The organism is Anaerostipes hadrus ATCC 29173 = JCM 17467 (genome assembly GCF_030296915.1).
GTDB classification, from domain to species: domain Bacteria; phylum Bacillota; class Clostridia; order Lachnospirales; family Lachnospiraceae; genus Anaerostipes; species Anaerostipes hadrus.
Genome location: NZ_AP028031.1, coordinates 2,447,202 through 2,460,196, shown reverse-complemented (window position 1 = coordinate 2,460,196; position 12,995 = coordinate 2,447,202). Strand labels below are relative to the sequence as shown.

Genomic DNA, 12,995 nt, shown 5'->3' with positions numbered 1-12,995 from the left:
CGAATAATTTGTTATACTAAACAAAGTTTAGAAACGGAAGGAGCAGGAACATGGCAGAGAAGAAGAAAAATAAATTAGGTGTCAAAGCCATATTTGCCAGGATTCTTGCAGTGATACTGGTGACAGCCATCGGTGGAGTTGCAAGCTTTTTTGGATTTAAGACATATTTTTCAGATAAATTAAAGAAAGACAAGAAAGCAGAAATCGCAAAGCAGTTAAAAGAAGAAAGCAAAGAAAGAGTAGACGTTGGAATGATCCAGACAGGAAATTCCATTGTGATTCGAATATATCATAACAAGAATCAGGAGATGATTTTTGTACCACTTAGACAAGATATGAATCTTACATTGACGAAGAAGGGAAAACAGGCAGTCGAACAGACACTGGGAACTAGCGTTAGCAAAGCGACGGTTGCAGATGTGATCAAAGCAACAAGAAAGAATGGAAAGTTGTTAAGACAGCAGGTTGAGAAGACACTGGGAATTTCTATTAATTCCTATGAACTGATATCACATAAGAAGTTTGTGAAACTGATGAATCAGGCAGGAGATGTCAAAATAGAATTTGATGAAGCAATGGCTTATACAGATTCTACAGATAAATATGTAACATTAAGTGCTGGGGAGAACAGCCTGAATGGAACAGCAATCTATTCATTATTAAGTGAGAGTGATATTTTTACAGATAAGAGCAAGCAGGCAGAAATTACAGGAGAGATCTGCGTGGCAGTTGCATCTGCATTGAATGATAAGACATTATCCGAATATCGTGAATATGCACAGAATTATTTTGATGCGGTGAAGACAGATGCTTCTTATGAAGAAGCAGCGACAAGTCTTGAGAGAATGCATGGAATTAAGGATAAGAACTTAAATTTCAAAGTGTTAGATGGAACAGAATCCAATGGAAAGTATGAATTAGATACAGAAGAAGCCAAGAGAGTCTTTGATGAGATGTTATCAGAAGAAGGAGACTTAAGTTCGGCATTGAGCACAACAGAAGCAAAGTCAACAACAACCAAATCTGATAGTTCAGCATCTTCTTCAAAGAATATAACGATCGAGATTCAGAATTCAACAAGAATCTCAGGACTTGCAGGAAGATGGAAAGATAAACTGTCAAGTGACGGATACAGTGTAGGATCTGTAAGAACAAACAGACAGGGTGTTTTAACACATACAAAGATCATAGTAGAAAGTAAAGATTTAGGACAGGATCTGAAAAGTTATTTTAAGAATCCAGAATATGAAGTTGGAAGTGTTGACAGCGGTGCAAGAATTTGTATAATTGTTGGATCAGAAGACGAGATTTAAAATACATTCATAAATATTATCATAAAATATCACGAAAAACATCTCAGGAACGATTGAGATGTTTTTCTTTGTTATATGAAGGGGTTACGGCTAAAAAGAGATATTTATGGTCAATGAAATAAAGATTTTCTGCTAGATATTTGTATAAAATAGACAATGATATAAAAAAATCACTAAATTTTTCTTTTTTTTTTGTTTAAAATGCTGTATAGTAAAAGAAAAGGTTGAACGGCAAATATGAAAGGTTGATAAAGGATGATTTCAAATCAGATATTACAAGAGACAATTAATGGAATGAAGGAAGTAACCGGGATCGATCTGTGTATTTTAGATCTGTCAGGACGTATAGTTGTAACAACAATGGAGATAACCGATGCATTAGCACAACATGCGGAAGAATTTGCAGATTCTATGGCAGAGAGCCAGGTGATCGACGGTTTTCAATATTTTAAGATTTTTGATGATCAGAGACTGGAATATATACTTCTGGCTACTGGAATGAGCGAGAATGCATATACGGTCGGAAAGCTTGCAGTGATGCAGATACAGAATCTTTTGACTGCATATAAGGAGAGACTGGATAAAGAGAACTTTGTAAAGAATTTGTTGAGAGATAACTTATTATTGGTTGACATTTATAACCGCTCAAAGAAGCTGCATATTGAAGTGGAACAGAGAAGAGTTGCATTTTTGATTCAGGCAGAATACGAGAAGGATCAGAATCTGTTAGAAGCTACGAAAGAGGTTGAAAGCGGAGCAGATTCAGATTTTATTACGGCAGTGGACGAGAAGAGTATCGTTTATGTAACACCAGTGAATGGGGATGAAGGACAGGCACAGTTTATTCAGCATGCAAAAGAGATTAAAGAAGGGCTGAATGAATATGGGATCAAAGATGCCAAGATTGCGATCGGTAATGTTGCAGAGACGATCAAAGATGTATCAAGATCTTATAAAGAGGCACAGATCGCATTGGAAGTCAGCAAGATCTTCTATGAGGATGCGAGTGTGATCGCATACAATCAGTTAGGAATTGGACGACTGATCTATCAACTTCCACTTCCATTATGTAAGATGTTTATCCGTGAAGTGTTTGGAGATTATTCTCCAGACTCCATTGATGAAGAAACACTGGCAACGATTGATAAATTCTTTGAGAATAATCTGAATGTGTCAGAAACATCCAGACAGTTGTTTATTCATAGAAATACACTCGTATACCGTCTGGATAAGATTCAGAAGAATACGAATCTGGATCTGAGGAATTTTGAAGATGCAATCGCATTTAAAATTGCACTGATGGTAGTAAAATATATGAAACATATGGATACAATGGACTAGAATATGATGATCACATTAAAAAATGTAACGAAAGAATATAATAAAGGGAATATAGGACTTGAGGATGTCTCATTAGACATTGCGAAAGGCGAATTTGTTTTCATCGTAGGTAAGAGCGGATCAGGGAAGACAACCCTGATGAAGCTTTTACAGAAAGAACTTGATGTGACAAGTGGACAGATCATAGTAAACGGTCAAGATTATAAGAAACTGACACAGAGGAATCTGCCGAAGTTCCGCAGGCAGATGGGAATGGTATTTCAGGATTTCCGTCTGCTGAAAGACCGGACGATCTTTGAGAATGTAGCATTTGCACAGCAAGTTGTGGAAGTACCACACCGATATATTAAGCGTCAGGTTGAGAATATGCTTGAGATGGTGGGGCTGAAAGACCGCATGAATGCTTTTCCGAATGAATTGTCAGGAGGAGAACAGCAGAGAGTGGCCATCGCAAGAGCTTTGGTAAACCACCCAGTATTATTACTGGCTGATGAGCCAACTGGGAATCTGGACCCTGTGACAGCCAAAGGGATCATGGAGCTTCTCTCAGAGATCAATAAGAGTGGGACAACAGTTTTAGTTGTTACGCACAACAAAGAGTTGGTCAATGAGATGGGCAAACGAGTGATCTTGATCGAAGATGGACATATAGAACAGGATGAGATAAGGGGGTCCTATGATATTTAGAAGATTTTTGTATGGAATCAAAGAGGGCACAAGGAATATTTTCAGGAATAAGATGTTTTCATTAGCATCACTGGGAACGATCATTGCTTGTGTCTTTTTGTTAGGAACATTTTTATCTGTAGCATTGAATGTAAGGTCAACGATGCAGCAGATGGAACAGTCTGTAGGAATTTCTGTTTTTTTTGAACCAGGTATCTCTGCAGAAAGAAAAGATCAGATTGGGGAAGAAATAAAGAAAAAAGAAGATATTGCCACGATGCGGTATGTATCTGCTGAAGAAGCATGGGAAAGCTATAAGAAGGATGTATTTCAAGGAAATGAAGAGCTTCTTGAAGGATTCGAAGGGAACAATCCGCTAAAAGAATCAGATTCCTATGAGATCACATTAAAAGAAGTAAAATCATACAAACAGGTAGTATCACATTTAGAGACCATTGATGGTGTTAGGAAAGTCCGTTATTCTGAAGGAGCGGCGGAAGGTATGACGAAGATCAATACAATGGGAACGTATCTTGCAGGTGGGATCATTCTGATTTTAATGGCAGTTTCTATTTTCCTCGTGAGCAATACAGTGTCTATTGGAGTTGCAGTCAGAGAAGAGGAAATTTCAATTATGAAGCTGATCGGTGCGGCGAATGGATTTATTAAAGCACCATTTCAGGCAGAAGGAATGATCATAGGAATTTTGGGATCATTGATTCCAACAGCGATTATTTTTGCAGGATATGAAGGGATTATCAACTGGATGAATGATAAGTTTCATGTTGTTACAGTCTTTATGAAATTTGTACCGATCCAGCAGATTATGTTATACTTACTTCCGTTAGCATTGTTGGTAGGAATCGTGATTGGATTGCTTGGAAGTTCTATCACGATCCGCAAGTATTTAAAAGTCTAGGAAGGGGAACTCATGAAAAGAAGATATCAGGCGGGGATCATTATGATGTTAATATCAGCCATGATCGCTTCTAATCTGCCTATGACGACAGTGTTTGCTGCAGCCAAAAAACAACAGGTAAAGCAGGAAACAAAGAAATTAGAAGAACAAAGCCGCAAGATGCAGCAGGAGATCAAAGATCTTGATGAGAAAATGATAAAGAGCAATGATGCGTATGAGGCATGTCAAGAGAAGCTTATTTCTGTACAGAAACAGTTAAAGAAGACACAACAGGAATTAAAAGAGGCAAAGACATCCAAAGAAGATCAGTCAAGGATCATGAGTAAGCGCATTAAGTTTCTATATGAAAATGGAAATATGGCATATATGGAAGTCATTTTTGAAGCAAATAATTTTCAGGAGTTCTTAAAAAGAGCTGATTATGTTTCAAAGATCTCCAAATATGACAGTAACATGTTTCTGCAATTACAGACAACGGAAGATAAGATCCGAATGGCAACGAAGAGTCTGAAACAGGATTATCAAAATACAAAGACTTTGACTGCTAAGGCAGAGACAGAAAAAGAAAAACTGGATCAGGCAGCTGCGAAGAAGAAATCTAAGTTAGCTTCTTACCAGAAACAGTTAGCATCTGATAAAGAGTTACTGGCATGGTTTGAGGCAGAGGAAAAACAACAAGAAGAGATGGATCTTGCATCGGCGAAGGACGGTAATGCAGACAATACGACATCGAAAGCACAGTCAGAAAAGAATATGACAGGAAGTACGGCATCAAAGAATACAACATCAAAGGCTACGACCGAAAGCAAGAAAGAAAATACAACGACATCGTCACCATCAACAACAGTTTCGTCAGGAAATCTCATCTGGCCGGTACCGTCTTGCCATAGTATTTCATCGGGGTATGGCTATCGAATTCATCCAGTTACAGGAGTCAGGAAACTGCATGCTGGAATTGATATTCCATGTTCAACTGGAACAACGATCGTAGCAGCAGCTTCTGGTACAGTAGTGGATGCTGGATATAATGCATACAATGGCAATTATTTAAAGATCAGCCATGGAAATGGATTGGAAACGATGTATCTGCATTGCTCCAAACTTCTAGTATCCTCAGGGGCAAGAGTGTCAGGAGGACAGACGATAGCAAAATCCGGAGCAACTGGTATGGTATCTGGTGCACATCTGCATTTTGTTGTGAAAAAGAATGGAAATTATGTAAATCCTCAAAATTACTTATAACGTCATTACATAAATAGAAAGGAACTAATTTCATGAAGAAGTTTTCAAAAATACTCGTAGGACTACTTGTTGTCGTATGTATTGTGGAAGGATTTTTTCTTTATCGTGCCTATGCGATCCCAAGTACAACCTTACAGACAGCAAGAAAGATTAATCGGATAGAACAGATCATTGATAAATATTATAAAGGTTCTGTTAAGAAGAGTGAGTTGGAAGATTGTACCTACAAAGGTTTAGTTGCAGGACTGGGAGATGTCTATTCCACGTATTATTCAGAGGATGATTTTAAGGAATTAGAACAATCTACAAGTGGTGTTTATTATGGAGTTGGAATATATCTTACACAGGATATAAAGACAGGGATCATAACAGTTGTGAAACCAGTGAAAGGAAGCCCGGCAGACGGAAGTGGACTGAAAAAAGGGGATATTTTAACAAAAGTAGGAAACTATAAATTAAAAACATCGGATGCATTAGATGATATTGTTAAGAAGATCAAAGGTGCAGAAGGAACGAAAGTTAAATTAACATTTACAAGAAACCAGACATCGAAGACTTATACATTTACAAGACAATCGATTGAGAATCCAACAGTTGAAACAAAGATGTTACAAGATAAAGTCGGATATCTTCAGATTACCGAATTTGATGAAGTAACAGTCAGCCAGTTCCGAAGTGGACTGAAAAGTCTTAAGAAACAAGGTGCAAAGAAATTGATCATAGATCTTAGGGATAATCCTGGTGGTTTGCTGACAAGTGTAGTGGATATTGCAGGACAGATTCTTCCAAAAGGAACGATTGTTTATACGGAAGATAAGAATGGTAATAAGAAATATTACAAAGACACAAAGAATGAACAGCTTGATATGCCGCTATGTGTATTAGTTAATGGTAACAGTGCGAGTGCAGCAGAAATCCTTTCTGGTGCGATCAAAGACGACAAAACAGGAACGCTGGTTGGAGAGACGACATTTGGAAAAGGGATCGTACAGGGGTTCTTTGAAGTTGGTGATGGATCTTATGTGAAACTGACTTATTCATCTTATTACACACCAGCAGGACATAACATTCATAAAAAAGGAATCAAGCCAGATATCGAAGTAAAAGATAACATGAAGACAAAAGCTGACGAACAATTAAACAAAGCGATTTCTATCTTACAGAAGAAATAAGAATTGTAAAGATAGATATAAAAAAGAAAGTATAGAACATATTACCAAAAGTTCTATACTTTTTTTGTGCAAATTTACGGATTATGCATTAAATCTTGAAATAGCAGAAAATAATATCTATAATAAAGATAAAATCTGTTTATTAAAGATTATAATATCCGAAACAGAAATAAAAGGAGGAAAACAAAGATGAGCAAGGAAAATTGCGAGAGCAAAGCACGTAAAAAGATCGCTGCATCCATTGGAGCAACACCGGAAGAGATTTATTTCACATCAGGAAGAGCAGATGGACACTTAAAAGCTTTAAAAGCTGTAGTGAAAGCATCAAAAAAAGCACGTCCTCATGTGATCATCACGACGATGGAAGATCCAGAAGTATTGGATGAATGTTCCAGACTAGAACGAAAAGATGCTGTTGTGACATATTTAGATCCGATCACAACCGGCCGTGTAGAAGTAGCAATGATCGAAAATGAACTGAAAGAAAACACAGAACTGATTTCAGTGACAGCAGCAAACTGCCAGACAGGAACTTCTGAGCCATTTACAGGAATCGGAACAATGACATCAGAGAAAGGTGTGATCTTCCACACAGATGCAGCATTTGCATTTGGAAAAATGCCGATCAATGTAGAAAGAAGTCATATTGATCTGCTGACAGCAGATGCATCTTATTTTGGAGGTCCTGAAAATGCAGGATTTTTATATGTAAGAAAGAGCACAGGAGCTGGAGAATATGTGTCAGAAACTGCATTAAGCGAAGAAACATTAACAGTGATGTCAGATATGGCAGAAAGTTTAGCAGCAAAGGCAACAACATTTATGGAAGAAATCCGTCCAGTCAGAAATCATATGTGTGAACGTATTTTTGCTGAGATTGAAGATGTAGAATTGAATGGACACAAAGATCATCATCTCACCAATCATTTAAATATCAGAATCAAAAATGTATCTGCAGCAGTTGTACAGAAAGCTTTGAAAGAAGAAGGAATTGAAGCAGGAATCGGAACAAATTCTAACATTCTTGCAGCAATCGGAAGAAGTAAAGCTGAAAGTGCAGAATCCGTTTCATTCTCATTGAAAGCAGGAACAACGATGGAAGACGCAGACAAGATCGTTGACAGCTTAAAAGAGATCGTGACAGGAGAAAGAACTGTATTATAAAACAATAAAATCACCTAAAAAATGAGTCAAACAAATGTTAAATTTACCTATGGATCATATCGGACTTCATTGTTCTGATGTAGAATTAAACGCAAAATGGTATCAGGAAGAATTAGGATTTAAAGTTGCAGGAAAATTCCCTGGAATGGGCGGAAGAAATGTATATTTCCTTGAAAATCCTCAGGATGGAAAAATGTATGAAATCTCTCAGAGAGACCAGCTTCCAGGAGGTGCAACAACAAGAATCGACCATATCGCATATCGCTCATCTGATCTTGAAAAAGATTATGAATATTGCAAAACAAACGGATATAAGATCGTATCAGACGGAATTGAGACAAGCCTTAACTTCTGGGAAAAAGGATCTCGCTGCTTCAAGATTGAAAGTGCTTGTGGAGAAGTGATTGAAATTTGTCAGAAGATTAAATAGTTTCGATAAGACAAGTTTTAAATAAAGAAACGCTAGTTTAGACAGTTGTTAAAACTAGCGTTTCTTTATTTAATGTGCACCCGGTGGGGAATGTTTCTAAATTTTTTAGGATAAAAAGCGGGAATCCTCGGTAATTCAATTGCCGCAGATGAAAGCGCGTAACCACAGGTTACATTGGAGACTTTAACGTCTCCTCTTTTTTGAATTTTTAAATAGAACACTTGTTCTTTTCTTGGAGATGTGGTACACTATGTGTATGAAGGAAAATTTAATTCATTCCTGATCATAAAAGTAGCTGTGTAACCTCAAAAAGGTAGCAGTAAAGGTGTCATGGACGCACCCAGAATCTGTATGGCGAAGCCATATATATCTGATGCTCGGTAATTCAATTACCGATGTAGTTCACTTCACTGGGTATAATGTCATAAATGGTTGACAAAGCAGAAATAGTAAAGATCAGAAAATCAACAATATCCCATGTTTCAACTTCGTTAAAGAAATTGGAAAACAAAGGACTTGTTGAAAAAATACAAAGTAAAGACAATAAAAAGCATATTGAAATTATTTTGTTAGATAAGGCAGAACTGATCATAGAAGCAGGACATAACGCACAAAAACAGTTTGCAAAAAATGTTTTAAGTGGATTAACAGAAGAAAAACAGGTCTGTATCAATATATTTGACAAGATCTGTAATAATGCAGAAGAACATTGAAAAGTATCAGTGCAATTGAAATGTTCAAGGCATATCCACAATTAAAACAGTTCTACTCTCGTTGTGGAGTATTATGGTCAAGAGGATATTTTGTATCTACCGTAGGTCATATAAGTGAAGCTACAGTAAAGAAATACATCGAGGAACAGAAAGATCATGAGTGACGAAGAATACAAGAAACTTCTGAAACAATATCATAAACTTTCTGACAGGCATATCTTAGTTGTAGAAACTGATATGCCTTATCCTGATGTTCTGAAAGTCGTGGCTCTTTCTGATAAAATCCGCAAAGCTGGCAACGAGCTTGTTAGTCTTATGAGAAAGAATTACGACCAGCTCATGCGTACCAAGAAATATCGTAAACTACTAAAACTGTACGGCAATACTGAGGATAAGGACAAACGTAAAGCTCTCGCTGATCAGCTCAATGATATGCAGAAATCTTATAATGTTACATGGGATCTCTGCAGGACATCTATGATTCCTATAGGCAAGAAATATAGTATAGATGCGGTGTTTGCTCTTACAAAAGCCGAAGATATATGGCGAGGTATGGAAAAATGCCTTTATGATAACGGTAAGACCACACATTTCTCAAAATACGGAGAATTACCATGTATCAGAGCAAAACAGATAAATCGTGGTATTCCGATGTTTGTTGAGGATGGGAAACTTCGATTCAAACTTAGAAAGATGCAATTCGGGATTCAAGTCAACGACAGGTTTCAGTCTGATGAAGTTAACGCCGTTTTGTCTTATCTTGAGAATCCTGACAAGATGGATGCTGATGCTGTCAATACGCTTATAGAAGAAGCCTGTTGTATAGATACTTACAGACCTTGCTATGCTACTCTTGTTCCAAGGTTGATAAGAGGTAAGTACAGAGTATATCTGCATCTGACAATAGAAGGCAAAGCTAAGCCTAAATATGATAGATCCGGCAATCCAAGACATAAATACGGTAAAGGCATGATAGGTGCTGATATAGGAACGCAGACAGTTGCCTATACTTCTGATACTGAAGTCGGACTGAAGAACCTTTCAGAGCGTGGCAACAGCATACAGACTTCTGAACGCAAGGAACGCTTATATTATCGTGCTATGGACAGGAGTAGACGGGCAACCAATCCACAGAATTACAATCCTGACGGCACGATCAAGAAAGGTAAAAAGACTTGGAAATATTCTGATCGTTACAAGAAGCTGAAAGCCAAACACGCTGAATTATGCCGTATAAATGCAGTAAATAAACAGATTGCAATAAACGAAGATGCTAACTATCTGCGAAGTCTTGGAGATACATTCGTCACAGAACCTAAAAATGCAAGCAAGCTGATGAAACGGGCTAAGAAGACTACTGTTAATAGCAAAGGCAGATTTAATAAGAAAAAGCGCTTTGGAAAATCTATAAAGAATCGTTGCCCGTCTGGATTTCAAACTACTGTTGAAAAGAAATTCAAAGTCACAGGCGGCGCATATATAGAAGTTCCGAATAATTATAGAGCAAGCCAGTACGACCACACGGCAGATGACTACATTAAGAAAAAGCTGTCTGATAGGCTCTACAGACTTCGAGACGGAACATTGGTACAAAGAGATTGGTATTCATCATTTTTGCTCTATTGTTACGACTACAGAACGCAGGATATAGACAAAGATAAATGTATTACAGATTTCGGCAGGTGCTATGACAAAGAAAAAGCCCTAATTGCATGGATTAAGGCTAATCATATCAAAATACTAAACAGTGGAATTAAAGTAGCTTAACAACTAAATGTTAGGGAGATTGACTGTACTTCCTTGTCGTAAGACAGAAATTTACCGCTAATGTGGTCGTAGGACTGCTTGGTAATAAAAGTCCTGATTCAAACAGATTTACACTTGTAACTCCAAAGCCTGAAAATGGTGTACGATTACAAGCTACACTTGGCAATCAGAACCCCACGGGCTTGCCCGTGGGAGCAGTCAGAATCATGCATAGATGAAAAGATAAAAGATATTTCATAAGGGAGAAGTTATATGGATCATTTTGAATTAGTATCAGAATATGAGCCAACTGGGGATCAGCCACAGGCGATCGAGAAGCTGACCAAAGGGTTTCAAGATGGGAATCAGTTTGAGACGCTTCTTGGAGTGACTGGTTCAGGTAAGACATTTACAATGGCGAATATTATACAGAATTTGAATAAACCGACATTGATCTTGGCACATAATAAGACGTTAGCAGCACAGTTATATAGTGAGTTTAAGGCGTTTTTTCCACATAACGCCGTGGAATATTTTGTCTCCTATTATGATTATTATCAGCCAGAGGCCTATGTTCCATCTACCGATACTTATATAGAGAAGGATTCATCGGTCAATGATGAGATTGATAAATTACGACATAGCGCGACAGCAGCATTGATCGAGAGAAAAGATGTGATCGTTGTATCTAGCGTTTCCTGCATTTATGGAATTGGTAGCAAAGAAAGCTATTCAGAGATGATGATCTCTTTGAGACCAGGGATGATAAAGGACAGAGACGAGGTGATCGATGACCTGATCAATATTCAGTATGTAAGAAGCGAACTTGACTTTAAGAGAGGTACTTTCAGAGTTAAGGGGGATGTGTTGGAGATCCTTCCGGTTTCTACATTTGAAGATGCAGTCAGAGTTGAATTTTTTGGAGATGAGATCGATCGTATCGTGGAATTTGATGTTTTAACAGGTGAAGTAAAGAGGAGCTTGAATTTCGTGGCAATCTTCCCGGCATCACATTATGTTGTACCACAGGAACAGATTGAGCGTGCGATCAAAGGAATCAAGGAAGAACTTGCTGAGCAGGTGACATATTTTAAAGAACATGATCAGCTGATCGAAGCACAGAGAATTGCGGAGCGAACGAATTTTGATATTGAAATGTTAAGAGAAACAGGATTTTGTTCTGGGATTGAGAACTACTCCAGACATTTAGCAGGATTAGAACCAGGACAGCCGCCAAGTACGTTAATTGATTTCTTTGGGGATGACTTTTTGATGATCATTGATGAGTCGCATATCACCGTACCACAGATCGGTGGAATGTATGCAGGAGATCAGTCCAGAAAGTCAACGTTAGTAGATTTTGGATTTCGTTTGCCTTCTGCGAAAGATAACCGTCCTTTGGAATTTGGTGAATTTGAACAGAAGATCGATCAGATGTTATTTGTATCTGCAACACCTGGTAAATACGAAGAAGAGCATGAATTATTAAGGGCAGAACAGATCATCAGACCAACAGGTTTACTAGACCCAGCAATCGATGTACGTCCGGTGGAAGGACAAATTGATGATCTGTTAGGAGAGATTCATAAAGAGACAGACAAAGGCAATAAAGTACTTGTCACAACACTGACCAAGCGAATGGCGGAAGAATTGACCGATTATATGCGTGAAGTTGGTATCCGGGTAAAATATTTACATTCAGATATTGATACATTAGAGCGAATTGAGATCGTGAGAGATTTGAGAATGGGAGTTTTTGATGTATTGGTTGGAATCAACTTGTTAAGAGAAGGCCTGGATATTCCAGAGATTACATTGGTTGCAATTCTTGATGCAGATAAAGAGGGATTCTTGCGTTCTGAGACATCTCTTGTGCAGACGATCGGGCGTGCAGCACGTAACAGTGAAGGACATGTTATTATGTATGCAGATCATATGACAGATTCCATGCATGCAGCGATTACGGAGACAGAACGAAGACGTGAGATTCAGGATGAATATAACAAAGAGCATGGAATTACGCCACAGACGATCAAGAAAGATATCAGAGATCTGATCAAGATATCTGATGAACATGAAGAGGAAACAGGTGGATATGAAAAAGATATGGAATCCATGTCCAAGAAAGAATTAAAAGAAGTGATTGAGCGGTTAAGTAAGAAGATGAATCAGGCAGCAGCAGAATTAAACTTCGAATTGGCTGCACAGCTTAGAGATGAATTAAAAGAATTCAAGATCGCATATCAGGAATATGACGATTAAAAGAAGAAATACTAAAACTGATGATAG

Annotated in this window: 12 protein-coding genes; all 12 read left to right on the top strand. The window is 37.8% G+C overall.

Translation table 11 applies throughout. The features are described from left to right. The first annotated feature begins 50 nt into the window (after positions 1-50). The 12 genes from QUE18_RS11900 to uvrB all read left to right on the top strand — a co-directional run bounded on the left by QUE18_RS11900 (position 51) and on the right by uvrB (position 12,968). Positions 51-1,313, top strand: coding sequence for an LCP family protein (locus QUE18_RS11900; RefSeq protein ID WP_009202722.1), 1,263 nt, complete (start codon positions 51-53; stop codon positions 1,311-1,313). Positions 1,314-1,568: 255 nt separating this feature from the next. Continuing rightward, a complete protein-coding gene (locus tag QUE18_RS11895; RefSeq protein ID WP_173747668.1) occupies positions 1,569-2,654 on the top strand; it encodes a PucR family transcriptional regulator in 1,086 nt (361 codons plus the stop codon). 6 nt (positions 2,655-2,660) lie between these two features. Beyond that, the gene (gene ftsE, locus QUE18_RS11890; RefSeq protein ID WP_039862057.1) at positions 2,661-3,341 is read left to right on the top strand and encodes a cell division ATP-binding protein FtsE; all 681 of its coding nucleotides are present in this window, start codon (positions 2,661-2,663) and stop codon (positions 3,339-3,341) included. Continuing rightward, on the top strand, positions 3,331-4,239 hold the full coding sequence (gene ftsX / locus QUE18_RS11885) for a permease-like cell division protein FtsX (protein WP_009202724.1): 909 nt from the start codon (positions 3,331-3,333) through the stop codon (positions 4,237-4,239). The genes ftsE and ftsX overlap by 11 nt, the downstream gene beginning before the upstream one ends. Positions 4,240-4,251: 12 nt before the next feature. Beyond that, positions 4,252-5,481: a murein hydrolase activator EnvC family protein gene (locus QUE18_RS11880; RefSeq protein WP_009202725.1), complete on the top strand. Its 1,230-nt coding sequence runs from the start codon at positions 4,252-4,254 to the stop codon at positions 5,479-5,481. 32 nt (positions 5,482-5,513) lie between these two features. Continuing rightward, positions 5,514-6,653, top strand: a complete 1,140-nt coding sequence (locus QUE18_RS11875) for a S41 family peptidase (RefSeq protein WP_009202726.1) — start codon at positions 5,514-5,516, stop codon at positions 6,651-6,653. Positions 6,654-6,842: 189 nt separating this feature from the next. Next, positions 6,843-7,817 (top strand): cysteine desulfurase family protein, encoded by a 975-nt coding sequence (locus QUE18_RS11870; protein WP_009264088.1) that lies wholly within the window; start codon positions 6,843-6,845, stop codon positions 7,815-7,817. A gap of 34 nt (positions 7,818-7,851) precedes the next feature. Further along, entirely contained in the window at positions 7,852-8,247 is a 396-nt protein-coding gene (locus QUE18_RS11865; RefSeq protein WP_009202729.1) for a VOC family protein, read from the top strand. A gap of 428 nt (positions 8,248-8,675) precedes the next feature. Continuing rightward, a complete protein-coding gene (locus tag QUE18_RS11860) occupies positions 8,676-8,960 on the top strand; it encodes a MarR family winged helix-turn-helix transcriptional regulator (RefSeq protein ID WP_008391719.1) in 285 nt (94 codons plus the stop codon). After that, positions 8,957-9,124, top strand: coding sequence for a transposase (locus tag QUE18_RS11855; protein ID WP_009202730.1), 168 nt, complete (start codon positions 8,957-8,959; stop codon positions 9,122-9,124). Before QUE18_RS11860 ends, QUE18_RS11855 begins: the two co-directional genes overlap by 4 nt. Continuing rightward, positions 9,117-10,727 carry a hypothetical protein gene (locus tag QUE18_RS11850; protein ID WP_009202731.1) on the top strand — a complete coding sequence of 537 codons (1,611 nt, stop codon included), beginning with the start codon at positions 9,117-9,119 and terminating at the stop codon, positions 10,725-10,727. The genes QUE18_RS11855 and QUE18_RS11850 overlap by 8 nt, the downstream gene beginning before the upstream one ends. Before the next feature lie 252 nt (positions 10,728-10,979). Further along, entirely contained in the window at positions 10,980-12,968 is a 1,989-nt protein-coding gene (gene uvrB, locus QUE18_RS11845) for an excinuclease ABC subunit UvrB (RefSeq protein WP_009202732.1), read from the top strand. Positions 12,969-12,995: the final 27 nt, after the last annotated feature.